Genomic DNA, 23454 nt, shown 5'->3' with positions numbered 1-23454 from the left:
CCCAGCGCGTACGCCTCGTCGGCGACACGGACGTGCACCGCGTCCCGGTCCGGATCGGCGTAGACCGCCACACTTCCGATCCCGGCGTCCCGGCATGCACGAGCGACGCGGACAGCGATTTCGCCACGGTTGGCGATGAGCACCTTGCGCACGAGCTGTTTCGACCTTTCAGACGACAGAGACAGGATTCAGAGGGCCGGACGCCAGGCCGGGGCCGGCCGCGCGGCCCAGCCCACGGCCGCGCCCGCAGGCCGGGCCCACGGTGTGACGTGCCGCGCCGGGCCCGCGGCCGGTGCGTCCGGGCCCGCGGCCGCGGCCAGCACCAGGGCCACCACGGCCGCCAGCTCCGCCGCGTCCGGATTCCCCCGCACCACCCGGATGACGCTCTCGCCGCCGCTCACTGCGGCTGGTTCCCGTGCTTGCGGCTGGGCAGCGGCGCCGACTTCGCGCGCAGCATCTCCAGCGCCCCGATCAGCCTGATCCGGGTCTCGGCCGGGTCGATGACGTCGTCCACCAGCCCGCGCTCCGCCGCGTAATAGGGGTGCATCAGCTCGGACTTGTACTCCTTGACCAGCTGCGCGCGGCGCGCGTCCGGGTCCTCGGCGGCCGCGATCTCCCTGCGGAAGATGACGTTGGCCGCGCCCTCGGCGCCCATCACGGCGATCTCGTTCGAGGGCCAGGCCAGCGAGATGTCCGTACCGATGGAGCGCGAGTCCATCACGATGTACGCGCCGCCGTACGCCTTGCGCATGATCAGCTGGATGCGCGGCACGGTGGCGTTGCAGTACGCGTAGAGCAGCTTCGCGCCGTGCCGGATGATGCCGCCGTGCTCCTGGTCCACGCCGGGCAGGAAGCCCGGCACGTCCACCAGCGTCACCAGCGGGATGTTGAACGCGTCGCAGGTCTGCACGAAGCGCGCGGCCTTCTCCGAGGCGTGGATGTCGAGCACCCCGGCCAGCGAGGCGGGCTGGTTGGCGACGATCCCGACGACATGGCCGTCCAGCCGCGCCAGCGCGCACACCACATTGGCCGCCCAGCGCTCGTGGACCTCGAAGAACTCGCCGTCGTCGACGACCTCCTCGATCACCTTGCGCATGTCGTAGGAGCGGTTGGGGTCCGCGGGCACCAGGTCGAGCAGTGCCTCGGTGCGCCGGCCGGGGGTGTCCTCGGTGGGCTGGGACGGCGGCTGCTCCCGGTTGTTCTGCGGCAGCAGGGAGAGCAGGAACCGCACGTCGGCGAGGCAGCTCTCCTCGTCGTCGTACGCGAAGCCGGAGACGCCCGAGAGCGCGGCGTGGGCGTCGGCGCCGCCCAGCTCGTCCTGGGTGATCACCTCGCCAGTGACGGCCTGGACGACGTCCGGGCCGGTGATGAACATCTGCGAGGTGCCGCGCACCATGAAGACGAAGTCGGTGAGCGCGGGCGAATAAGCAGCGCCGCCCGCGCAGGGTCCGAGGATCACGCTGATCTGCGGGATGACCCCGGAATTGCGGACGTTGCGCTGGAAGATCCCGCCGTAGCCCGCGAGCGCCGTGACGCCCTCCTGGATCCGGGCCCCGGCGCCGTCGCACAGCCCGACGATCGGCGCGCCCGCCGCCTCCGCGAGGTCCATCAGCTTGTGGATCTTCTGGGCGTGGGCCTCGCCCAGGGCGCCGCCGAAGATCCGGAAGTCATGGGCGTAGACGAAGACCGTACGGCCGTGGACCTTGCCCCAGCCGGTCACCACACCGTCGGTGTGCGGCCGCTTGTCCTCCAGCCCGAAGCCGGTGGCCCGGTGCCGGCGGAAGGGCTCCACCTCGGTGAACGTGCCCTCGTCGAAGAGGAGGTCGATGCGCTCGCGGGCGGTCAGCTTGCCCTTGGCGTGCTGCGCCTCGGTGGCCCGCGCACTCGGCCCGGCCAGGACCGCCTCCCGCAGTCCGGCCAGCTCCGCGGCCCGCTCCCGCAACTGCGGAGCGGCCGCCGCGGGAGGCGGTGAGATCGTCTGCTGCTCGACGGCGCTCATGTCAGCCTTTCCTCAACGGTACGCGGGGCGTTACGAGTTGAGCGTGGGACCGCCGCCTACAGCCGCCCTGGAACACGGCTGGAACCGTGCGGCCCATGGCTCCAGCGACGTTCCAGGAAAGGTCCAGACGCCGGGGAGAGGCTCCCTACCAGACACCGGGAAGCGCCCGGTCGGGAGCGTGGAGGCACCGAATGCCAGTGGGTCCGGACACCTTCCGGGACTTCTTTGGTTCCTGTCCCGCCGCCGTGTCGGTCGTCACCGTACGGGACGCCGACGGCGAACCCCGCGGCTTCACCTGCAACACCGTCTGCTCGGTGTCCGTGACGCCGCCCCTGCTCCTCGTCTGCGTCGACAAGAAGTCCCAGACCCTGCCCTCCCTCGAACCGGGCCGCGGCTTCGTCGTCAACGTCCTTGCCGACGGCGGCCAGGAGACGGCGAAGACCTTCGCCACCCGCACGTCGCGGAAGTTCGACGCGGTTTCCTGGCATCCCTCGGCGGCCGCCCAGGGCGCGCCGGTGCTGTCGGATGTGGCCCTCGCCCACGCGGAGTGCGTGGTGACCTCGGTGATCGAGGCCGGGGATCACTGGATCGTGCTGGGGCGCGTGGAGGAGGCTCGGGTGCTGCCTCGGCGGCCTGTCCTCTACCACCGGGGGGCGTTCACGCCTTGGGAGGGGCCGGTTTCTGTGGGGCGCTGATCGGGGGGCTGGGTTTTCTGTCGGGTGCGGGTTGCTTGCGCCTTGCGGTTCGGGTGGCCTCAATCGCCGGCCGGTCTGGGTTTGTGGTGGATGCCGGGGGGCCACGTGCGGAACGTGTCCGCCTCAGGGTACGTATCCAGCCCGTCCGGCGATCGAGGACGCGGCCGCAGGCCGCTCCCGCCGCAGGCGGCAACGAAACCCGCACCCTGCAGCGGCGCGCACACCCCTCACGACACCGCCAGAACCACCCGCTCAGCCACCGCCCCCGCGAACACCACCTCGCGCCAGCCCGAAGCGGGGCCCCCGCCCAGACCCAACCGCCCCGCGATCCTCGACAGCGCCCCCACCAACCGCGCCCGGTCCCCCGTGAGCGTCCCGGCGCCCGCCTTGCGGAGGCGCCAGCCGTCGAGGCAGTCAGCGGCCGCGCTCAGCAGCACGTACCGCTCGACGAGCACGGAGACGCACTCCCCACCGGCCGGCGAGGCAGAGCCGCCCTCGACAAGCGCACCGCACCCCTCCGCCAGCCCCAGCCGCTCCGCCTCCAGCACGGAGACCACAGGTCCGAGCACCGCCGGCAGCGCCGACGGCCGGACCCCGGTGAGCGGGCGCGCGAGCCGGTCGTCCCCGGCGGCGACGCCCGGCAGCGCCGAGGCCAAGCGCGCCGCGAGGCCGGGGTCCGCCCGCCGGGCCGCCCGCGTCAGCGCCCGTACGCACTCCCCGTACCGCAGGGCCGACGCGTCCTGCCCATGGAGCCGTGCGCCGAGTACGGCCGCCAAGCCTTCCGTGCCGGAGAGCAGGACGCGTGGCAGCAGGTGGCGCGCGGTCGGCGCGGCGGGGCCGCGGGCGGCGAGCACGCGGCCCGCGGCCCAGATGTCGGCGACGGCGCCGCAGACGGCGTTCCGCGTGGCCGGGGAGCCGGGCGGCAGGGCCCCGCCGCCCTCGTGGGCGGCGCGCAGCACGGCGCGCAGGGCCTCCTCGGCGTACGCGGACGGGCCGCGTTCAAGCGCCATGACGGTCCGTCAGATCTGCTGGTCGTAGTCGATGTGCCGGGACTTGATGAGGAGGCCCTCCGCGTCGCGGACCAGCACGTCGTGCACGACACAGCTCGGCCAGACCTCCGGCCGGTCGGCGCCGGGGCGGGTGCGCAGGACCAGCGCGTAGACGGTGGACGTCAGCGTGCCGTCGGGGTTCGTGTCCAGCACGATCTGGTTGAAGTAGTGCCGCTTCTGCACGGGGTCGCTGCGGTACTGCTCGTGGAAGCGCTCCAGTTCGGCCTTGATGCCCGCGCGGGTGCGGGCGGGCTCGGTGCCGGGCGTGTGCTGGAAGGTGCCGTCCTCGGTGAAGGAGTCCGCGTACGCCTTGAAGACGCGGTTGTCGAGCGCCTGCATCTGACGTGCGTAGAAATGCTGTACCTCGGCGTAGAGCTCCGCGGTGACGGTCTGCCCGGCCATGACTCTCCTCTGGCGCTGCGTGACGTTCGGGTGTCCGTGGCCACGCTTCCGCCCGCCTCTGGAGGCCGTCTGGAGCCGGTCTCCAGCCGCGCGCTCTCCAGGAAATCTCCATACCTCGTGGAGGCGGCCGCCCGAGGATCGGCGCGTCACTTCACGGCACGAGCAAGGGAAGACATATGAGCCAGGCTGCGGGCCCCGTCGCGTTGGTCACCGGTGCCACGAGCGGGATCGGTTTGGAGATCACCGAGCGGCTGGCCGGCCTCGGCGCGCGCGTGTTCATCTGCGCCCGCCAGGACGACCGCCTCAAGGCGACCGTCGCGGAGCTGCGGGGCAAGGGCTTCGAGGTCGACGGCGTGACGTGCGACGTCAGCCGCCCCGAGGAGATCCGCGGCTTCGTCGCCGCGGCCGTCGAGCGCTTCGGCACGGTGGACATCCTGGTCAACAACGCCGGCCGCAGCGGCGGCGGCGCGACCGCCGAGATCCCCGACGAGCTGTGGCTCGACGTCATCAACACCAACCTCAACAGCGTCTTCCTGATGACCAAGGAGGTCCTGACGACGGGCGGCATGCTCGACAAGGACCGCGGCCGGATCATCAGCATCGCCTCCACCGGCGGCAAGCAGGGCGTGGTGCACGCCGCCCCGTACTCCGCCTCCAAGCACGGCGTCGTCGGCTTCACCAAGGCCCTCGGCCTGGAGCTGGCCCGTACGGGCATCACGGTCAACGCCGTCTGCCCCGGCTTCGTGGAGACGCCGATGGCCGAGCGGGTGCGCGAGCACTACGCGTCCATCTGGGGCGTGAGCGAGGAGGAGACGCACGGGCGGATCACCACCCGGGTGCCGCTGGGCCGTTACGTCGAGCCCCGCGAGGTCGCGGCGATGGTCGAGTACCTCGTGAGCGACGACGCCGCCGCGGTCACCGCGCAGGCGCTCAACGTCTGCGGCGGGCTCGGCAACTACTGATCCGCGCGGTCGCGGGAGAGGCGGTAAGGCATGTCGGAGGAGACACCGGTGCGGCCGGTGACCGTGATCGGGGCCGGGACCATCGGCCTGAGCTGGATCACCCTGTTCCTGGCGCACGGCAGACGGGTGCGGGTCAACAGCCGGCGCCCCGACGCGGCGGACGTGGTGGCGAGGGGCGTCGAGCTCTTCGCGCCCACGCTCCCGCACGGCGGGGCGGACCCCCGGGAGCTCATGGAACTCCTGGAGTTCGAGCCCGACATGGAGCGCGCGGTGCGGGACGCCGCCGTGGTGGTGGAGAACACCCCGGAGGACCTCGCGCTCAAGCAGGAGCTGTTCGCGCGGATCGGCGCGGCCGCGCCCGCGGACACCCTGTTCCTGTCCTCGTCCTCCACGCTGCTGGCCGACGAGATGGGGGCCCTGATGCCCGACCGCGGCCGGCTGGTCGTCGGGCACCCGCTCAACCCCCCGCACCTGGTGCCGCTGGTGGAGATCGTGGGCGGCGAGGCCACGACGCCACAGGCCGTGGCCGAGGCCGTGGAGTTCTTCCGGTCCGTGGGCAAGACGCCCGTGGTCCTGCGCAAGCCGATCACCCGCTTCGTCGCCAACCGGCTCCAGTCCGCGCTGCTCCAGGAGAGCATCCACCTGGTCCGCGAGGGCGTGGTCAGCGTTTCCGAACTGGACGAGATCGTCACGCAGTCGGTCGGGCTGCGCTGGTCGGTGATCGGCCCCTTCCAGGCGTTCCACCTGGGCGGCGGAGAGGGCGGCCTGCGTCAGTGGCTGACCCGGCGCGGCGGCGGCCTGGAGCAGAGCTGGCGGGAGCTGGGGCGGCCGCGCATGGACGACGCGACGATCGACGCCCTGAGCACGGCCGCCGAGGAGGACTTCGGCTCCCGCTCCTACGCGGAGCTGGCGTCCGACCGGGACGCCAAGCAGAACGCCGTGCTGGACGCGCTGGCGCGCTTCCCGAAGTAGCCGCCCCCGGGCCCGTCCAAGGGCCCAACGGGCCGGATCACCCTTCCAGTTCACTTTTCCACAGATGGAGGTTCCCCTATGACCGGGAGCGCGTTGGTGAAGGCCGCCCGGGACGTGGCGGATGTCGCCGCCGCCCACGCGGCCGCCTCGGAGGCGGGCCGCCGGCTCGTCCCGGAGGTGGCGCGGGCGATCGTCGGGGCGGGCTTCGCCCGGCACTTCGTGCCCGCCCGCTGGGGCGGTACGGAGGGGAACGTCACCGATTCCCTGCTGGCGACCGCCGCCGTGGCCGAGGGCGACGCCTCCGCCGCGTGGGTGGCGTCCATCGCCGCCTCGCTGGGCCGGATGGCCGCCTTCCTCCCGGAGGAGGGGCAGCGCGCCGTCTGGGGCACGGGCCCGGACACGTTCATCGCCTGCGCGCTCGTCCCGGGCGGCGAGGCGCGCGAGGTGGACGGCGGCTGGCGCGTCAGCGGCCTGTGGCCGTACCTCAGCGGGGTGCACTTCGCCGAGTGGGCCCTCGTCTGCTGCCCGGTGCCGGTGCCGGGCGGCGGCCGGGACGTGCGCTTCCTGCTGGTGCCGCGCTCCGCCCACGAGATCGTGGAGACGTGGTTCCCGGTCGGGATGCGGGGCACGGGCAGCGACAGCCTGCGCCTGGCGGACGTGTTCGTCCCGTACGGATTCTCCTTCGCGCGGGCCGACCTGCTGGCGGGGCGCTCCGACGCCCCGCTGCCCGCGGCCTCCGCCGTGCCGCTCAAGGCGGTGAGCGCGCTGTCCTTCGCCGGACCGGTGCTGGGCGCGGCCAAGGGGGCGCTGCGGGAGTTCTCCGCGGCGCTCGCGGGGCGGCGCGCGGCGGGCGCGCCGGGGCACCGCGTCTCCGGCACGAGCGAGGCGGCGGCCGAACTGGCCCTGGCCAGGACGGCGGGCGAGATCGACGCGGCGGAACTCCTGCTGCGCCGGGCGGCGGCGGTCGCGGACGCCGGCGCGATCGACGAGCGCGCCCTCGCCCGCGCCTCGCGGGACCACGCGCTGGCGGTGGACATGCTGGCCGGCGCGGTCAACCGCCTCACCCCGCTCGCGGGGACGCGCTCACAGTCGGACAGCGCGCCGTTCCAGCGCTTCTGGCGCGACGTGAACACGGCGGCGGGCCACACGGTCCTCCAATTCGAGCCTGCGGCACGGACGTTCGCGGGGCTGGCATTGGATGCGGTGGGGTCGCCGGAGTAGGCCCTGACGGCGAAAAAACACGACCGCCGGACGGACTCGTCGGGGGTGAGCCGAGTCCGTCCGGCGGCCGCGTGACCGGGGTCCGGGGGGAACCCCGGTCACGCGGCGCCGACCGCCTCCTCCTGAGGGGCCAGCACCGCGTCGAGGAGGCCGGGGAAGCGCCCGTCGAGGTCCGCCCGCCGCAGGTGCAGCAGCCGGCGGGACCCCTCCAGGCTGATCGAGATGACCCCGGCCTCGCGAAGGATCTTCAGGTGGTGCGACATGGTCGACTTGCCGATCGTCAGCCCCGCCTCGGCCTGCACCACGGAGCAGGAGACCCCGTCCTTCAGCCCGAGCGAGCGCACGGTCGTCAGGCGCACCGGATCGGCCAGCGCCTGGAGGACCCGGAGCAGGGTCGTATCGGCGGCTTTCGGATGGAATGCCATGTCGCTCATGCCTCGATCCTAGTTCCGGACACCTTGAGTTCGCTATCCATCGAACCATATGATCCACGACGAACACTTCGAAGTTCATCGAACCCGAAGTTCCGTCGGACCCGCGTCGAACTCGCCATGCCGAACTCGCCGCACCGAACTCGCCGCCTCGAACTCATGGAGACGCTGTGACCACCCCAGACCCACGCCGGTGGCTGATCCTGCCGGTCATCCTCTCGGCGACCTTCATGGCGTCGTTCGACTTCAACGTCGTCAACGTCGCCGCGCCCTCGCTCCAGGAAGACCTCCACGCCGGGCAGGCCGCGCTGGAGCTGGTGATCGGTGGTTACGCCTTCGCCTACGCGGCGGGCCTGGTCACCGGCGGCCGGCTCGGCGACATCTTCGGCTACCGCACCATGTTCCTGTTCGGCATGGGCACCTTCACCCTCGCCTCGCTGCTGTGCGGCATCGCGCAGACGCCCACCCAGCTCGTGATCGCCCGCCTGCTCCAGGGCATCACCGCCGCCGCCATGGCACCGCAGGGCATCTCCCTGATCCAGGCCGTCTTCGACCAGTCGGAGAGGCCCAAGGCACTCTCCTGGCTCGGCGTCATGTACGGCCTCGGCGGCGTCGCGGGCCAGGTGCTCGGCGGCCTGCTGATCGCCGGGAACCTCTTCGGCTGGGCCTGGCGGCCGATCTTCCTCGTCAACGTCCCGGTGGGCATCGTCGCCCTCGTCTTCGCGGCCCGCCTGCTCCCCCGCACCCGCGCCGAGAAGCGGCCGAAGCTCGACCCGGCCGGCGTCGTGGGCATCTCCCTGGCCCTCGGCCTCGCGCTCGCCCCGCTGATCATCGGCCGTACGGAGGGCTGGCCGCTCTGGGCCTGGATCTCGCTGGTGGCCTCGGTCCCCGCCATGGTCCTCACGCTGATGTACGAGGGCAGGCTCAGCCGTAAGGGCGGCCAGCCGCTGCTCGACCTGAGCCTGTTCCGCAGCCGTACGTTCAGCGTCGGCCTGATCATCAATGTCGCCTTCATGGCCACGTTCAGCAGCTTCATGTTCTCCACCACCCTGCTGCTCCAGTCCGGCCTCGGGCTGAGCGCGAGCGAAGCGGGCCTGGCCTTCGGGCCGTTCGCCGTGCTGTCGATGCTGTCGTCCATCTACGGCCGGCCGTTCATCGCCAAGTACAAGAACAAGGCGCTGGCCTTCGGCAGCGGCATCGTCGGCCTCGGCATGCTGGTGCTGGCCCTGGAGGCGCAGTCGCTCGGCGCCGACCTCACCATCGGCTATGTCATGGGCCCGCTGTGCCTGGTCGGCCTGGGCTTCGGCTTCGTCCTGCCGTCGCTGATCGGCACCGTCCTGGCCGGGGTGCGCCCGCACCAGATGGGCATCGCCTCCGGCGTGCTCACCACCACCCAGCAGTTCTCCGGCGCCACCGGCATCGCCGCGCTCGGCGCCGTCTACTTCACGACGCTCGGCTCGGGCCACGGCCTGGCCGACTACGCGCACGCCTCGCGCAGCGTCCTGTGGATCACCTTCGGCCTCTGCGCCGTCCTCGTCGTCCTCTTCGCCCTGCTGCCGCGGCTGACCGCGGACCGCGGCGCGCGGCAGGCCGCGGGACAGGCGGCGGACCGGCCGGCGGCCAAGACCGCGGCCTGACGGACGAGAAGAGCGACCCCGCCTCGTCCCGGTCCCGCGGCAGCACACCCGACCCACCGTCAGAAACAGGGAAGCGCCGTGACCGTCACTCCAGGGAAGATCGTCGTCCGGGACGAGGTCGAACCCGTCCGCTGGGCCGTGGAACAGGGCAGGTTCCTGCTCCGCGGCACGGACACCGGGGGACTGTTCTCCCTCATGGAGTTCACCACTCCGCCCGGCGGCGGCCCGCCGCTGCACCTGCACGACCACGAGGACGAGACGTTCTACGTCACCAGCGGGCTCTACGAGTTCCAGCTCGGCGACACCGTCCACACGGCCGGCCCCGGCACCGTCCTGTACGGCCCCCGGGGCACCGGCCACGGCTTCCGCAACATCAGCGACGAGCCCGGCACGATGCTCTGCTACGTCACCCCCGGCGGCGCGGAGACGATGTTCGAGGAGCTGGCCGAGCTCCAGGGCGGGGACGTCAAGCCCGCCTGGGAGGACGTGGTCGCGCTGGCGGCCCGGCACCACATCAGCTACCCGAGGATCCGGCCGGTCCGGACGAAGCCGAGCGTGACCCGCCTCCGCTGAACCGTGGCACGCCGATGGGCGGCCGCGTCCTGTGACGCGGCCGCCCATCGGCGTAGGGAAACAGGGGCAGTTCACCCGGCGGGCACGACGGCCTCGACCGGCCGCGTCCGCTCCGCGCGCGCCCGCTCCCGGTCGCGCACCAGGCGCATCACCGGCTGCTCCACGGCCTGGTGCAGCGCCCAGGCGAGCAGCACCGAGAGCACCAGCGCGACCGCCACCAGGCCGAGCGCCTGCGCCATCGGCCAGGTGTGCCGCGGGCCGAACGCGTGGTGCCCGTAGACCAGCACCAGCCGGTGGACGAGGTAGAAGGCGAACGAGATCTCCCCCAGCCACATCGCGGCCCGGCCGCGCAGCGGGGAGGGGGTGCCCTCCAGGTCCGACGTGGCGACGGCCGGGATCAGCAGGGCCAGCGGCACGAGGGTGGCGGCCGCGAAGCCGTACGCGCGGGGCAGCTCCGTGGCGAGGTACCAGCCGGCGATCACCAGCAGGGCGGCGGGCACGACCGGCAGCCGGATCCACCGGCCCGAGAGCACGATGCGCGCCATCACGATGCCGAGGACGAAGTCCAGGGCGCGCACCGGCGGGAGCATGTAGGCGAACCAGACCTGCCAGGCGGAGATGCCGCCGAAGTCCGGCGTGGAAGGCAGCGTTCCGGCGATCGCGGGGACGCAGAAGGCGACCGCGGCCACGGCGCCCGCCGCGACCCACAGCAGGTTCTCGCGGATCCGGCCCACCCAGCGGTGCAGGAGCGGGAAGCAGAGGTAGAACAGCAGCTCGCAGGCGAGCGTCCAGCTGACGTCGTTCATGCTCCAGGCGACGTCCATCCACGGCACCCAGGAGTGCACCAGGAAGAGGTTCGCCACCGCCGTGCCGGCGTGCAGCGGACGCCCGGCCCAGAGGATGAGGACGAGCGCGAGCACCCAGGTCGCCACGTGGTTGGGGTAGATCTTGGCGATCCGGCGGGTCCAGAACCGGCGCAGCGGCTCCCCCGGCTTCGCGGTCCACGTCAGGATGAAGCCGCTCAGGATGAAGAAGAAGCTGACGCCGATGGAACCGGCCTTGCCGAAGACGTCCACAAGCCACTTGTCCGCGCCCGGCGACGCGAACGGCGCCTCGCGCGAGAGGTGGTAGCAGAAGACGAGCACGGCGGCGACGAAGCGCAGCCCGGTGAGCGACGGCAGCCGCGAACCGCCGCCCGGCACACCGGGGTTCGGTCTCGGTGACGCGCTCATACCCGGCCTCCCGCCGCCGCGATGCTCTGGCCGGTGATCCAGCGGGCGTCCTCGCCGGCGAGGAAGGCGACGATCCCGGCGACGTCCTCCGGCTGCCCGATCCGGCCCAGCGGGGTGGCCTCGGCGATGGCCGCGAAGCGCTCGCGCAGCGGGGCCGTCGCGTCGGTCTCGACGATCCCCGGCAGCACGGCGTTGACCGTGATCCGCCGCCCGGCCAGCTCCTGGGAGAGGGTCCTGGTGAGCTGCTCGACCGCGCCCTTGGTGGCCGCGTAGACACCGGCACCCGGCGTCAGGGAGCGGGTGAAGGCGGTGGAGACGCTGATGATCCTGCCGCCGTCGGCGAGGTGCCGCGCGGCCTGCTGGAAGGCGTGGAAGGTCCCCTTGACGTTGACGTCGACGGCGCGGTCGAGGAATTCCTCGGTCACCTCGGCGACCGGGCCCATGCCCTGCACACCGGCGTTGTTGACCAGGATGTCCAGGCCGCCGAACTCCTCCAGCACGCGCGCGAAGAGCCGCTCGGCCTCGGCCCGGCCGCCGATCTCCGCGCGGACCGCGAAGGCCTCGCCCCCGCCGCGGACGATCTCGTCGACCACCTCCTGGGCGGCCTGGGCGTTCTCCCTGTAGTTCACGGCGACCCGGGCGCCGGCCGCGGCCAGCCGCAGCGCGATGCCCCGGCCGATGCCCCGCGACGCCGCGGTGACCAGGGCCCTCTTTCCCGACAAGTCGGCCATACCGACGTTCCTCTCCTTGGGCTGACGATCGCCCCTCACTGTGTTCAGCCCATCTGGAGATTCCCTCCAGACGCCCACGGCGGCCGCGCCGCGCGGCTCCAGGAAATGTCCATCGGGGATACAGCCGGGTGCCGCAGGCTCACAGCACTCTGCTCACGGAGAGATCACGGCAAGCTACGGAGGCTGTTCTCGGTGCGACTCGCGGCAAATCTGGTCTATCAAGGGGCGGGCGAGCTGGCGCACGCCGCCGAAGCGCTCGGCTACAGCGTGGTGTTGTCCGGCGAGGGCTACCGCAACGACGCCGTGAGCGTGCTGGGGCTGGCCGCCGGCCGCACCCGCCGCATCGGCCTCGCCTCGGGGATCATGCAGATCCCCGCCCGCCCGCCGGGCCTGGCCGCGCTGACGGCGGCCACGCTCGACGCGCTCAGCGGCGGCCGGTTCCGTCTCGGCCTCGGGGTGTCCAACCCCGATGTCTCGGACGGCTGGTACGGCGTCCCCTTCGACAAACCGCTGGCGCGCACCCGCGAATACGTGGACGTCGTGCGCCAGGCCCTGCGCGGCGAACCCCTGCGCTATGAGGGGGAGCACTTCCGGCTGCCCGCGGCGGGCCGCACCGGCGCCCCGCTGCACATCACCACGGAACTCCCCCGCCCGCACATCCCGGTCTACCTCGCGGCGGTGGGCGCGGGCTCCCTGAAGCTGGCCGGGGAGATCGCCGACGGCTGGATCGGGGTGTTCACCTCCCCGGAGGCCGTCGCGGAGGCGGTCGCCGGGATCCGGGCGGGCCGCGAGCGCGCGGGCCGCGACATGACGGGCTTCGACGTCCTGCCCAGCCTGCCGACGGCCTTCGCCGACGACGTCGAGACGGCCGTGGACCAGCTCCGCGACCACTACGTCTACATGCTCGGCATCGGCGACCCGGCCACCAACTTCTACTGCTCGCTCGCGCGCCGCATGGGATACGAGGCGGAGATGGAGCACTTCGCGGAGCGGCTGGCCGCGGGCGACCGGGCCGGGGCCGCGCGGGCGGTGCCGCTGGGCTTCGTCGACCGCACGGCCATGGCCGGCCCGGTGGCCCGGGTCGCCACGCGGATGCGGGAGTTCGCCGGGGCCGGGGTGACGACGCTGGGCATCATGCTCTCCCCGGCGCGCACGGACCACGACGGCAGGCTGCGCATCCTGCGCCTGGCGGCGGAGGCGCTGGAGGTCTCGGGCGTCGGCTGAGCCTGGCGCGTGCTTCCAGCACGCTGCGCCACGCGACGAGAGCGCCCCGCCCGGAAGGATCCGGGCGGGGCGCTCTCGGCTGTCCACATGAAGCCGTCAGGCGGCCACGGGGGTCCCGTTGATCAGGTCGAGGAGCGCGCGCGGCGTCTCGATCTCGTAGAGCGCGTCGTCGGAGAGGTCGACGCCGTACTCCTGCTTGATCCGGGCGGCGCTCTCCATCAGGGCGAGGGAGTCGTAGCCCAGGTCCTCGAAGGTGCTGTCGAGGCTGTCCTCCGACACGGCGGTGGTGTCGTCGGCCCCGGCGCACTCGGTGAGGATGCGGAACAGGTCGGAGAAGGTGAGGGATGCCATGGTGATCAACTTCCTTGTCTGGGGAGCCGGGTGATCAGGAGGAGGGGCGGGTCACGACGACCGCGGAGTTGAAGCCCCAGCGGCCGCGGGCGAGCACCAGGGCCGCCTTGACCGGCACGTCGCGCGGCGCGTCCCGCACCACGTCGAGGCCGTACTCCTCGGGCACCCGGGTGACGTGCGCGGTGTGCGGGATCACCTGGTCGCGGAAGGCCAGCAGGGCCGCGACCACGTCCGCCGGGCCGCCGCCGGCGTACATGCGCCCCGTGAGCGACTTCGGGGCCGTGACGGGCACGCCGCCCGCGCCGAAGATCCCGCGGATCGCGGCGGCCTCGTCGCGGTCGAGCTCCGGGACGCCGGAGGCGTCGGCGAAGACGACGTCGATGTCGCCGGCCGCGAGACCCGCGTCGGCCAGGGCGAGTTCGGCCGCGCGGCGCAGTCCGGACGGCCGCCCGGAGCCGGGCTTCGGGTCGAACGTCGAGGCGTAGCCGGCGAGCTCGCCGTAGATCTGCCCGGCGCCGCGCTCACGGGCGGAGGCGGCGTCCTCCAGGATCAGCATCGCGCCGCCCTCGCCCGGCACATAGCCACTGGCGTCGGCGTCGAAGGGCAGGAAGGCGCGGCGCGGGTCGGCGACCGTGCTCACCCGGCCGCTCGACAGCTGCGCGGCCCAGCCCCACGGGTCGAAGGCCGAGTCGATGCCGCCGGACAGCACCAGCTTGGTGCCGGAGCGGACCGTGCGGCGCGCGTGGCCGAGCGCGTCCAGGCCGCCGGCCTGCTCGCCGACGAGCGCGGCGCCGGGGCCGCGCATGGTGTTGCGGATGGAGATCTGGCCGGTGTTCACCGCGTAGAACCAGGCGAACGACTCGTAGACGCTGACGAACTCCGGCCCCTGGCTCCACAGCTTCTGGAACTCGCGGTGGGTGAACTCGAACCCGCCCTGGGAGTTGGAGGTGACGACGCCCTTGTCGTAGTCGGTCAGGGTCTCCGCGTCCACGCCCGCGTCGGCGAGCGCCCAGTCCGCCGCGACCAGCCCGTAGCGGGTGGAGACGTCGGTCTGCGGCAGCAGCCGGCCGGGCAGGTGCTCCTTGGCGTCGAAGCCGCGGACCTCTCCGGCGAGCTTCGAGGCGTAGCGGGAGGCGTCGAAGCGGGAGATCTCGGCGATGCCGTTCCCGCCCGCGAGGAGGGCCTTCCAGTACGCCTCGGCGCCCAGTCCGTTGGGTGCCACGACCGAGATTCCGGTGATGACCGTCGCCTGGCTCATGCCGCTACCTCCGGGCGGTGCAGGACCATCGCGCTCTGGAAGCCGCCGAAGCCGCTGCCCACCGTCAGCACGGTGTCCACGCGCTGCTCGCGCGCGGTCAACGGCACGTAGTCCAGGTCGCATTCGGGATCGGGAGTGTGCAGGTTCGCGGTCGGCGGGATGACCCCGTGCTCGATCGCCAGCAGCGACGCCGCGATCTCGACAGAGCCGATCGCGCCGAGCGAGTGGCCCACCATCGACTTGATCGAGCTGACCGGCACGTCATAGGCGTGCTGCCCGAGGCTGCGCTTGAACGCGGCCGTCTCGTGCCGGTCGTTCTGCTTGGTGCCGGAGCCGTGCGCGTTGACGTAGTCGATCGCCGTACGGTCCAGACGGGCCTCGCCGAGCGCGACCCGGATGGCCTCGGCCATCTCCCGGCCGTCCTTCTTCAGACCGGTCATGTGATACGCGTTGCAGCGCGTCGCATAGCCGCCGATCTCCGCGTAGATGTGCGCCCCACGGGCCCTGGCCGCCTCGTACTCCTCCAGCACGAACATCGCCGCGCCCTCGGCGAGAACGAAGCCGTTGCGGCTGCCGTCGAACGGCCGGGAAGCGTGCGCCGGGTCGTCGTTGCGCGAGGTCGTCGCCTTGATCGCGTCGAAACAGGCCACGACGATCGGCGAGATCGGCGTGTCCGCGGCACCCGCCACGACGGTGTCGACGGTGCCCTCGCGGATCAGGCGCGCCGCGTAACCGACGGAGTCCAGGCCGGAGGTGCAGCCGTCGGACACCATCGTCACCGGGCCCTCGGCGCCCATGGCCCAGGCGACCTCGGCCGGCATGATGCCGGGGCTGTGGTAGTCGAACATGTGCGGCGACAGGTGACCGGGGTCGACCAGCCACTCCTTGCCCGCGTCCGACATCACCAGATACTCGTTCTCCAGGCTGGTCGCCGAGGCGACCGCGCTGCCCAGGGTGACGCCGATCCGGTGCGGGTCGAGGCCGCCGGTCTCCAGGCCGCTGTCGAGCAGGGCCTCCTTGGCGCAGGCCACGGCGAACTGCGTCGCGCGGTCCATCCGGCGGATCTCCCGCGGGCTGAACCCCTCGGCCACCGCGTCGAAGTCCACCTCGCCGGCGATGCGGGAGCGGAACGGCGAGGCGTCGAAGAAGGAGATGTCGCGGGTCGCGGTGCGCCCCGCCGTCAGCAGGTCCCAGAACGCCTCCGTCCCGTTGCCCCCGGGAGCCCGCACACCGATACCGGTGATCACTACACGCCGGGTCATCCCCGGCCTCCGTATGTGCAGAACATTGTGGTCCGTTCCTTTCCCCGTCTTCCGCGTGCTCGGCCTGATCAGGCTGCGGCGGCCATCTGGAGGGAACCTGGACGCGGGATAAGGGGCGGCGCCACGGGAGTTACGGGCCGCGGTAGCGGTTCTCCAGGCGCGCTCCAGAACGGGTCCGCATAGTCGGCGGCGTCAGTGAATTCCACTCTGGGGAAGGGGCGCCTCATGCCGGGCCTGCGCGTTCACCGCACCGAGCACACCGCCGTCGTCGCCGCACCGGCCCGGGTCCTGTACGACCTGGTCGCCGACGTCACCCGCTGGCCCGCGGTCTTCGGGCCGAGCGTCCATGTGCGGCACATCGAGAAGGGCGACCGGGCCGAGCGCTTCCGCCTGTGGGCCGTCGTGGGCGACGAGGTGCGCGACTGGACCTCCCGCCGCACGCTGGACCCCGACGCCCTGCGCGTCACCTTCGCCCAGGACCACAGCCGCCCGCCGATCGCGTCCATGGGCGGCGAGTGGCTCTTCCGGGAGCTGCCCGACGGGCGTACGGAGGTCCTCCTGGTCCACGAGTTCCAGGCGGTGGACGACGCACCCGCCGCCATCGAGTGGATCAACGCGGGCCTGGACCGCAACAGCCCCAGGGAACTCGCCGCCCTGGCGCGCATCGCCGAGCTCGGCCACCCCGTCGACGACATCGTCTTCGCCTTCGAGGACGTCATCGACATGCCGGGCGCGGCCGCGGACGCGTACGAGTTCATCGACCGCGCCGACCTCTGGCCCGAGATCCTGCCGCACGTCGGCAAGGTGGACCTCACCGAGACCGAGCCGGGCGTCCAGCGGCTGCGCATGGACACCGTGACGAAGGACGGCTCCGCGCACACCACCGAGTCGATCCGGCTCTGCTTCCCCGGTGAGCGGATCGTCTACAAGCAGACGGCCGCCCCGGCGCTGCTCTTCGGCCACAGCGGCAGCTGGACCTTCAGCGAGGACGAGCTCGGCGCGCACGTCACCGCCCGGCACACCGTCGTGCTCAACCCGGCCGCGCTGAAGGAGGCGTTGGGCCCGGACAGCACGCTGGCCGACGCCCGCGCGTACATCACCCAGGCCCTCGGCGCGAACAGCCGGGCCACGCTCGCCCACGCCGCCGCCCACACGGAGGCCCGCCGCACGGCGAGCTGACCCCCACGGACGACAGAGCCGCCTCCCTGAAGAAGGGAGGCGGCTTTTGTCCACGTACGCGCTTCAGTCGGTGGCGACCCGCAGGGAGATGCCGGCGAGCATGGTGCCCATGAAATAGCGCTGCGTCCGCAGCCAGCGCGGCCGCCGCTTGAGGAACCCGGCGATGGACCCCGCGGACATCGCGATGAGCCCGTTGACGGTGATCGCGATGCTGATCAGGGTCAGCCCCAGCAGCAGGCTCTGCAGGGCGACGGAGCCATGGCCGGGCTCGACGAACTGCGGCAGCACCGAGATGAACAGAATCGCGATCTTGGGGTTCAGCAGATTGGTGACCAGCCCCATCGTGAAGAGCTTCAGCGGCCTGTCCGGCGGCAGCGGCTGCGGGTCGAACGCCGAGACGCCGCCCGGCTTCAGCGCCTTCCACGCGAGATAGGCGAGATAGCCGGCACCGGCGAGCTTCACGGTGGTGTAAACAGCCGGCACGAGCGCGAAGAGCGTCGCGATCCCGGCGACCGCCGCCAGCAGATAGACGAAGAACCCGGCCGCCACCCCGAGCAGCGAGACCAGCCCCGCCCGGCGCCCCTGGGTCACCGACCGGGAGACGAGATACATCATGTTCGGCCCGGGGGTGAGCACCATCCCCAGCTCGACGGCCGCGATGCCGAGAAACGCGTGAAGGCTGACCATGGAACTCCCCGTGTCCGTGCCGCCCCTCGGTGCGCGGGGCGCGTGCACGAGAAGATTACGAAGAGGCGCACGCGAAATGGAGTCCGTGACCGTGGAAACCGAAGTGACCCGCACCACCACCCGCACATCGCTCGGCAAGGCCGTCGACGTGCACCGCCCCGCCCACGGCGGCCGGGCGCCGCTCCCGGCGGTGCTGTTCTGGCACGGCATCGGCGCGGACGAACGGGAGGTCCTGCACCCGGTCGCGGAGGCGGTCGCGGCGGCCGGAGCGGTGGTCTTCACCCCCGACTGGAGCGCTCCCGAACACCTCCTGAACTCCCTGGAGTTCGTACACCAGGAAGCGGCACGCCACGGCGCGGACCCCGCATGCCTGGCGGTAGCCGGCTGGTCGGCGGGCGCGGGCGCGGCGGTGGCCCTGGCGACCGGCCCCGGCCCGCGCCCGATAGCGGTGATCGGCGTAGCGGGCCGCTACGACGTCCCGGCCCGCACGACGGGAAAACTCCCTCTGACCGGCCTGTCGGACGCGCCCCCTGTCCCCGTCCACTTGGTGCACGGCACGAACGACACCGCGGTAGCCGCCGACCACTCCCGCGCCTTCGCGTCCGCTCTGTCCACCCACGGATGGCCGGTACGGCTGTGGGAACCGGCGTCGGACCACGCGGGCGTGCTCTTCGGTGCGTACGACGAGGGGGCGGGCCGGGTGATCCGGAGCGGGACGGAAGCGGCGCGCCGGGGCGGCGAGGCGACGGTCGAGGCGATCGTCACGGCGGCAGTGGCGGGGTAGTTCACCACCCCGCCCTCCCCACACTGGGGCGCGCGCCCCGGCCCCCGACCTGCGGGCCGGTTCACCGCCTGCGGCGGGAGCGTCCTGCGGCCGCGTCCTCAAACGCCGGACGGGCTGAAAAGAATGGCGTACCCGAGGGCTGAAAAGAAGGACCGGCGCACCCCCACAACCCGATGTCACCCTCCGGCGGGAGGGGGTGGGGCTGGAGGGTGGGGTTCTGGAACGCGGTGCGATTTCAGGGTGCTCAACGCGCGTGACCCGCAGCGCACCGCGTTCCAGGTCCTCAGCCCGGAAGTCCCACCCCCGGCACCCACCACAACCCCAAGCCCGGCCGGCGCTTGAGGCCGCGCCCGAAGGGCGCTCCCGCCGCAGGCGGCAACGCACCCGCACCAGACAACGGCGAACCTCACCACCCGAGCCCGGCCGGCGCTTGAGGCCACCCGAACCGCAAGGCGCAAGCAACCCGCACCAGACAACGGCGAGCCGCAGACCCCCTACGCCCGCAACGCGTAGAACGTCAGATCCCTGACCTCATTCCACCGCTCCACAATGTCCGCCCTATGAGCAAGCACGTCAGAGATGTGCTGCATCCCGAAGAACGCCGACACCAACGCCCGAGCCCCCGCCTCAGGATCGATGCCAGGGCGAAGTTCGCCGCTGTAGCGCGCCGTGACCAGCAAGGACGTCAGAAGCTGGGTCCACTCCAGATACGGAGTGGGCAACTCCGCGTCGATGTGCGGGCGTTCGAGCTGGAGCCGGGCGCCCGCCTGCATGACGGGGTCGTCGCGGAAGGCGACGGCCGCGCGATTGAGGATCTCCTCGGCGGTCCGCATCGGACTAAGGCCCTCCGCCTGCACCTCCTTCACCACCATGGGCCAACGCCCGTAATGCTCCTCGACGATGGCGACCGCGAGCGACTCCTTCGTCGGGAAGTGGAAGTAGACGGCCCCCTTCGTCATCCCGAGCCGCTCGGCGACGTGCTGCATCGACGTGGCCCGGAAGCCCTGTTCGGCGAAGAGCTGGGCAGCCACGTGAAGGGTCTGCGCCCTGGTGCGGATCGCCCGGTCCTGCTTGAGGTCGGCAGTGGCACGGACGGGGGTCTTGCGCTGCCTGGTGGTCACTTCTTCTCCTGTCGATCGGAGCGGCGGAGAGAGGCGGCCGGGGGACCGGTCGACGACTCCCGAACCTCTCCCTTGCAATATACCTTCCCGCAGGTATATTTTCTGATTCATCAAGCACAAGCACTGAGTGTCGTACCCGGAGCACGCACCGACGAGGCCAGACCCGTCGGCGCTCCACAGGGGGGGAGTCCAATCGTGCAGGCTGTTCACACCGCTTCCGCTGCCGAACCGCGCCCGGCCACCACCGCCGTAGACGCGACGGAGATCGTCAACAACGCTCTCGGCAGCACCCGTCGGCTCAGATTCGCTCCCACCGTCGAGCGCCGTCTGGTCCACAAGGCCGCCGACAGCCAGGTACTGCTCACCGACGCGGAACAGGTGGGCGACGACCACTTCCTCGTGGCGGCCTCCTGGTCCCCCGACCACCTGCTCTACCTCCCGGGCCCGTCCGGGGCCGGCGACCCGACGCTGCTGATCGAGTCCATGCGGCAGTCGGCCATCTATCTCTCGCACATGTTCTACGGCATTCCCACCGAGGGCCGGCACTTCGTGCTCAGCCACCTCAGCGCGGACATCGTCCCCCGGGGCCTGCCGTTCGACGAGGGCGCCGCCCTGCCCGTGGTCCTCGACGTCACCTGCGTACGGACGTCCACCCGGCCGAACCGCTTCAGCATGCAGCTGTCGGTCTCCCTTTACATACACGGCCGTTGGTACGGCCGGGCCGACTTCCGCTGGGCCGTGCTCCCCCAGGAGGCGTACGAGGCGCTGCGCACGCGCAACCGCCCCACGCTCGACGCGGCGTGCGCGACGGACGACCCCGCGGCGGGCACCTTCCTCCTCCGCCCCGGCGCCGTCGGCCGCCGCCAGGAGCGGGACGTGCTGCTCGCCCAGGCGCCGGGCGCCCCCGAAGGCACCTGGCGGCTGCGCATGGACCGCACCCACCCGGTCCACTTCGACCACGACTCCGACCACGTCCCGGGCATGGTGCTGCTGGAGGCGCTGAACCAGGCGGCCCACGCCTCGTACGTACGGGAGTACGGCGCGGTGTCGCGGCTGGCGCCGTGGATGGTGTCGTCGCTGGAGGCCCAGTTCAGCTGCTTCGGCGAGCTCGACCACCCGATCGACATCGTCGTCCGCCCCGTGCGGGAACCGGGCCCCTCGCGCGCCGGGTTCGAGGTCAGCGCGGTGCAGGGCGACCGGACGCTGACGAGCGCCCGCTTCATCGGCGCCGCGCCCTCCTGGACGCTCCTCGCGGACTGGGAGGCCGTCACGTGCTGACGCCCACCGCGCCCGCCGCGTCCACCGGGCTCGACCCGGCGGCGGTGCGGGCGACCGCGAGCCGTGACGCGCACCTCGCCGAGCAGCACCACCACTTGACCTCCGCCACGGCCGACGCCGTGCGCGACGCCGGGTTCGCCCGGCACTTCGTACCGCGCCGCTGGGGCGGCCACGAGGGCACCTTCGGCGAGTTCCTCACCGCGACCGCCTCGGTCGCCGGCGCCTGCGCCTCGACCGCGTGGTGCGCCGCGCTCTACGCGGGCCACGGCCGCCTCGCCTCCTACCTCCCCGAGCAGGGGCAGCGGGACGTGTGGGGCGCCGGTCCTGACGTACGGATCGCCGCGTCGGTCATCCCGCCTCAGGGCGAGGCGACACCCGGCCCGGACGGCTGGTCGCTGACCGGGCGCTGGGCCTACGCCAGCGGCGTCGACCACGCGGACTGGGTCCTGCTGGCCAGCTGGACCGAGGGCCCGGCGGGGCGCGAGCACCGGATCTTCGCCGTGCCACGGGCCGAGGTGACCGTCCTCGACACCTGGCGGCCGCTCGGGCTGCGCGGCACGGGCAGCAACACGGTCACGGCGGACGCGCTGTCCGTACCGGGCCACCGGACCTTCACCCTGGGCGAGTTGCTGATCCCCCGGCCGGGCGGGGCGCGGTGTCACACCGTGCCGTTCCCGATGGTGGCGGCGCTCCAGTTCGCCGCGCCGCTGCTGGGCGCGGCGCAGTCCGCCCACAGCCTGTGGACGGCCGTGACGGCGGGCCGCAAGCGGGCCGACGGGCGGGCCGCGGCCCTCACCCCGGCGGCCCGGCACCTCGTCGCCGAGTCCTCGGCGAAGCTCAAGGCCGCCCGGCTGCTGCTGACGGACGTGGCCCACCGCGCGGACGGCGCGGTGGTGACACCCGAGGTGGTCGCCGAGTGCAGGCGCGACGCGGCCATGGCCGCCGCCCTGTGCTCGGAGGTGGTGGACCGCCTCTTCCACTGCGCCGGCGCGGGAGCGCTCGCCGACGGCAACCCCCTGCAACAGAAATGGCGCGACGCCACCGCCGCGGCCGCGCACGCGACGCTGGACTTCGACACGGCCGCCGCGGCCTACGCCGACGCGGCCTTCCCCGATACCGACAAGGAGGCCAACGGGTCATGACCGTACGGCCGGTGGCCTTTTTCGACGTCGACGAGACGCTGCTGAACGGCAAGAGCATGCTGCTCTTCCGCGACTGGTGGGACGCCCTCCACCCCCCGGGGGAGACCTGTGACCTGAAGGCGACGGCCCTCACGGGCAAGGACCGGAGCGAGCTGAACCGGGCCTACTACCGCCGCTTCGCGGGCGTACCGGCCCACGAGCTCCAGACGGCGGGCCGCGAGTGGTACGCCTCCTTCCGCACGGACCCGCACGCCTTCGTCGTCCCCGCCGTCACCGCCCTGCGACGGCACCGGGCCCTGGGCCACATGATCGTGCTCGTCTCCGGCTCCCTCTGGCCCGTCCTGGCCCCGCTCGCCGCGGACCTGGGCGCGGACCGCGTCCTGTGCGCGTCACAGCGCGTCGACGACTCCGGCGTCCTCACGGGCGAGATCGTCCGCCCCATGATCGGCGAGGCGAAGGGGGAGGCGGCGGCGGTGCTCATGGCGTCCGCTTCCGTGTCCCCCGCGGACTGCTTCGCCTATGGCGACCACACGAGCGATCTCCCGTTGCTCCGCGCGGTAGGCACGGCGGCGATGGTGGGCACGGACCCCGCCCTGACGGAACTGGCTCTGAGCGAAGGCTGGTTGCGTCTTCCGTCGGAGTCGGGCCCGCTGGATTTGCTGACGCCTCTTTAGTGTGCGTGCCGGCTGGCCTGCGGCGCTTGCGCCTTCCGGCTGCGGGCCGGTTCGCCGCCTGCGGCGGGAGCGTCCTGCGGCCGCGTCCTCAAACTCCCCCAGCTACCTCCCCCAGACTCCGTCCGGGGGCGCCCCCAGAGGTGCCCCAACGGGCTGAAATACGAACCCTGAAGCGGACACGTCCCGCACGTGCTCTCCGGTGGGAGGGGGTGGGGCTGGAGGGTGGGGTTCTGGAACGCGGTGCGTTTTCAGGGTGCTCAATGCGGGAGACCCGCAGCGCACCGCGTTCCAGGTCCTCAGCCCGGAAGACCCACCCCCGGCACCCACCACAACCAAAGCCCGGCCGGCGATTGAGGCCACCCCACCGCAAGGCGCAAGCAACCCGCACCAGACAACGGCGAACCCCACACCCAAGCCCGGCCGGCGCTTGAGGCCACCCGAACCGCAACCACAAACAACCCGCACCCACAAACGAATACGCACCCCTAAGGGCTGGATCCCCCAAGATCCAGCCCGTTCCGCATTTGGGGAGGATAAAACATTCCTTCCAGGGGGTATCTTTTGGGCAGCCACGGGGGCCACGAAGAGAA

The 23454-nt window shown here is 72.4% G+C and carries 25 protein-coding genes; 12 read left to right on the top strand and 13 right to left on the bottom strand.

Annotated elements, in window-relative coordinates:
* From ACZ4A5_RS20280 to ACZ4A5_RS20270, 3 genes are all read right to left on the bottom strand, one after another.
* On the bottom strand, positions 1-152 hold a 152-nt coding region (locus ACZ4A5_RS20280), incomplete at its 3' end, for a biotin carboxylase N-terminal domain-containing protein (RefSeq protein WP_467585625.1).
* Positions 153-188: 36 nt separating this feature from the next.
* A complete protein-coding gene (locus ACZ4A5_RS20275) occupies positions 189-401 on the bottom strand; it encodes an acyl-CoA carboxylase epsilon subunit (protein ID WP_467585607.1) in 213 nt (70 codons plus the stop codon).
* Complete coding sequence (locus ACZ4A5_RS20270) at positions 398-1999, bottom strand: acyl-CoA carboxylase subunit beta (RefSeq protein WP_467585604.1); 1602 nt, start codon at positions 1997-1999, stop codon at positions 398-400. The genes ACZ4A5_RS20275 and ACZ4A5_RS20270 overlap by 4 nt, the downstream gene beginning before the upstream one ends.
* A 191-nt stretch (positions 2000-2190) precedes the next feature.
* On the opposite strand from ACZ4A5_RS20270, the gene ACZ4A5_RS20265 reads away from it, so the two are divergent.
* The gene (locus ACZ4A5_RS20265) at positions 2191-2694 is read left to right on the top strand and encodes a flavin reductase family protein (RefSeq protein WP_467585601.1); all 504 of its coding nucleotides are present in this window, start codon (positions 2191-2193) and stop codon (positions 2692-2694) included.
* Between the two features lie 227 nt (positions 2695-2921).
* On the opposite strand, the gene ACZ4A5_RS20260 is transcribed toward ACZ4A5_RS20265, so the two are convergent.
* Positions 2922-3704 (bottom strand): hypothetical protein, encoded by a 783-nt coding sequence (locus ACZ4A5_RS20260; RefSeq protein ID WP_467585598.1) that lies wholly within the window; start codon positions 3702-3704, stop codon positions 2922-2924.
* 9 nt (positions 3705-3713) lie between these two features.
* On the bottom strand, positions 3714-4145 hold the full coding sequence (locus ACZ4A5_RS20255) for a nuclear transport factor 2 family protein (protein ID WP_467585595.1): 432 nt from the start codon (positions 4143-4145) through the stop codon (positions 3714-3716).
* 176 nt (positions 4146-4321) lie between these two features.
* Between ACZ4A5_RS20255 and fabG the strand changes: the two genes are divergently transcribed.
* From fabG to ACZ4A5_RS20240, 3 genes are all read left to right on the top strand, one after another.
* Complete coding sequence (gene fabG / locus ACZ4A5_RS20250) at positions 4322-5107, top strand: 3-oxoacyl-ACP reductase FabG (RefSeq protein ID WP_467585592.1); 786 nt, start codon at positions 4322-4324, stop codon at positions 5105-5107.
* Positions 5108-5137: 30 nt separating this feature from the next.
* Entirely contained in the window at positions 5138-6079 is a 942-nt protein-coding gene (locus ACZ4A5_RS20245; protein ID WP_467585589.1) for a 3-hydroxyacyl-CoA dehydrogenase NAD-binding domain-containing protein, read from the top strand.
* Between the two features lie 78 nt (positions 6080-6157).
* A complete protein-coding gene (locus tag ACZ4A5_RS20240; RefSeq protein WP_467585586.1) occupies positions 6158-7300 on the top strand; it encodes an acyl-CoA dehydrogenase family protein in 1143 nt (380 codons plus the stop codon).
* A 98-nt stretch (positions 7301-7398) separates the two neighbouring features.
* Here ACZ4A5_RS20240 and ACZ4A5_RS20235 read toward each other — a convergent pair whose 3' ends face one another.
* Positions 7399-7734 (bottom strand): ArsR/SmtB family transcription factor, encoded by a 336-nt coding sequence (locus ACZ4A5_RS20235; protein ID WP_361534354.1) that lies wholly within the window; start codon positions 7732-7734, stop codon positions 7399-7401.
* A 167-nt stretch (positions 7735-7901) separates the two neighbouring features.
* On the opposite strand from ACZ4A5_RS20235, the gene ACZ4A5_RS20230 reads away from it, so the two are divergent.
* Both ACZ4A5_RS20230 and ACZ4A5_RS20225 read left to right on the top strand, forming a co-directional pair.
* Complete coding sequence (locus ACZ4A5_RS20230) at positions 7902-9368, top strand: MFS transporter (protein ID WP_467585583.1); 1467 nt, start codon at positions 7902-7904, stop codon at positions 9366-9368.
* Positions 9369-9446: 78 nt separating this feature from the next.
* Positions 9447-9941: a cupin domain-containing protein gene (locus ACZ4A5_RS20225; protein ID WP_467585580.1), complete on the top strand. Its 495-nt coding sequence runs from the start codon at positions 9447-9449 to the stop codon at positions 9939-9941.
* Positions 9942-10012: 71 nt separating this feature from the next.
* Here the strand turns inward: ACZ4A5_RS20225 and ACZ4A5_RS20220 are convergent, their stop codons facing one another.
* Positions 10013-11173: an acyltransferase family protein gene (locus ACZ4A5_RS20220; protein WP_467585576.1), complete on the bottom strand. Its 1161-nt coding sequence runs from the start codon at positions 11171-11173 to the stop codon at positions 10013-10015.
* Positions 11170-11904: a glucose 1-dehydrogenase gene (locus tag ACZ4A5_RS20215; RefSeq protein ID WP_467585573.1), complete on the bottom strand. Its 735-nt coding sequence runs from the start codon at positions 11902-11904 to the stop codon at positions 11170-11172. The genes ACZ4A5_RS20220 and ACZ4A5_RS20215 overlap by 4 nt, the downstream gene beginning before the upstream one ends.
* A gap of 192 nt (positions 11905-12096) precedes the next feature.
* Between ACZ4A5_RS20215 and ACZ4A5_RS20210 the strand changes: the two genes are divergently transcribed.
* Positions 12097-13128 carry an LLM class flavin-dependent oxidoreductase gene (locus tag ACZ4A5_RS20210; RefSeq protein ID WP_467585570.1) on the top strand — a complete coding sequence of 344 codons (1032 nt, stop codon included), beginning with the start codon at positions 12097-12099 and terminating at the stop codon, positions 13126-13128.
* A 96-nt stretch (positions 13129-13224) separates the two neighbouring features.
* Here ACZ4A5_RS20210 and ACZ4A5_RS20205 read toward each other — a convergent pair whose 3' ends face one another.
* Genes ACZ4A5_RS20205 through ACZ4A5_RS20195 form a run of 3 tightly spaced genes read right to left on the bottom strand, consistent with a single transcriptional unit; the run spans position 13225 to position 15999 of the window.
* Entirely contained in the window at positions 13225-13479 is a 255-nt protein-coding gene (locus tag ACZ4A5_RS20205) for an acyl carrier protein (RefSeq protein WP_467585566.1), read from the bottom strand.
* A gap of 34 nt (positions 13480-13513) precedes the next feature.
* The gene (locus ACZ4A5_RS20200) at positions 13514-14737 is read right to left on the bottom strand and encodes a ketosynthase chain-length factor (protein WP_467585563.1); all 1224 of its coding nucleotides are present in this window, start codon (positions 14735-14737) and stop codon (positions 13514-13516) included.
* Positions 14734-15999 carry a beta-ketoacyl-[acyl-carrier-protein] synthase family protein gene (locus tag ACZ4A5_RS20195; protein WP_467585560.1) on the bottom strand — a complete coding sequence of 422 codons (1266 nt, stop codon included), beginning with the start codon at positions 15997-15999 and terminating at the stop codon, positions 14734-14736. The genes ACZ4A5_RS20200 and ACZ4A5_RS20195 overlap by 4 nt, the downstream gene beginning before the upstream one ends.
* A 225-nt stretch (positions 16000-16224) precedes the next feature.
* On the opposite strand from ACZ4A5_RS20195, the gene ACZ4A5_RS20190 reads away from it, so the two are divergent.
* Positions 16225-17178: an aromatase/cyclase gene (locus ACZ4A5_RS20190; protein WP_467585555.1), complete on the top strand. Its 954-nt coding sequence runs from the start codon at positions 16225-16227 to the stop codon at positions 17176-17178.
* Between the two features lie 63 nt (positions 17179-17241).
* Here ACZ4A5_RS20190 and ACZ4A5_RS20185 read toward each other — a convergent pair whose 3' ends face one another.
* Positions 17242-17865: a LysE family translocator gene (locus tag ACZ4A5_RS20185; RefSeq protein WP_467585550.1), complete on the bottom strand. Its 624-nt coding sequence runs from the start codon at positions 17863-17865 to the stop codon at positions 17242-17244.
* 91 nt (positions 17866-17956) lie between these two features.
* Between ACZ4A5_RS20185 and ACZ4A5_RS20180 the strand changes: the two genes are divergently transcribed.
* Complete coding sequence (locus tag ACZ4A5_RS20180; protein WP_467585544.1) at positions 17957-18649, top strand: alpha/beta hydrolase family protein; 693 nt, start codon at positions 17957-17959, stop codon at positions 18647-18649.
* A gap of 494 nt (positions 18650-19143) precedes the next feature.
* Here the strand turns inward: ACZ4A5_RS20180 and ACZ4A5_RS20175 are convergent, their stop codons facing one another.
* A complete protein-coding gene (locus ACZ4A5_RS20175) occupies positions 19144-19770 on the bottom strand; it encodes a ScbR family autoregulator-binding transcription factor (RefSeq protein WP_398870898.1) in 627 nt (208 codons plus the stop codon).
* Positions 19771-19965: 195 nt separating this feature from the next.
* On the opposite strand from ACZ4A5_RS20175, the gene ACZ4A5_RS20170 reads away from it, so the two are divergent.
* The 3 genes from ACZ4A5_RS20170 to ACZ4A5_RS20160 are packed head-to-tail and all read left to right on the top strand — an operon-like array spanning position 19966 to position 22864.
* Positions 19966-21048 carry a ScbA/BarX family gamma-butyrolactone biosynthesis protein gene (locus tag ACZ4A5_RS20170; protein ID WP_467585541.1) on the top strand — a complete coding sequence of 361 codons (1083 nt, stop codon included), beginning with the start codon at positions 19966-19968 and terminating at the stop codon, positions 21046-21048.
* On the top strand, positions 21042-22190 hold the full coding sequence (locus tag ACZ4A5_RS20165; RefSeq protein ID WP_467585538.1) for an acyl-CoA dehydrogenase family protein: 1149 nt from the start codon (positions 21042-21044) through the stop codon (positions 22188-22190). Before ACZ4A5_RS20170 ends, ACZ4A5_RS20165 begins: the two co-directional genes overlap by 7 nt.
* Positions 22187-22864 carry an HAD-IB family hydrolase gene (locus ACZ4A5_RS20160; protein WP_467585536.1) on the top strand — a complete coding sequence of 226 codons (678 nt, stop codon included), beginning with the start codon at positions 22187-22189 and terminating at the stop codon, positions 22862-22864. The genes ACZ4A5_RS20165 and ACZ4A5_RS20160 overlap by 4 nt, the downstream gene beginning before the upstream one ends.
* Positions 22865-23454 lie beyond the last annotated feature (590 nt).

It is taken from the genome of Streptomyces sp. NPDC025618 (assembly GCF_055558795.1).
Note: the sequence above shows the minus strand (reverse complement) of the source record. Positions and strands in the feature narration are given on the sequence as shown.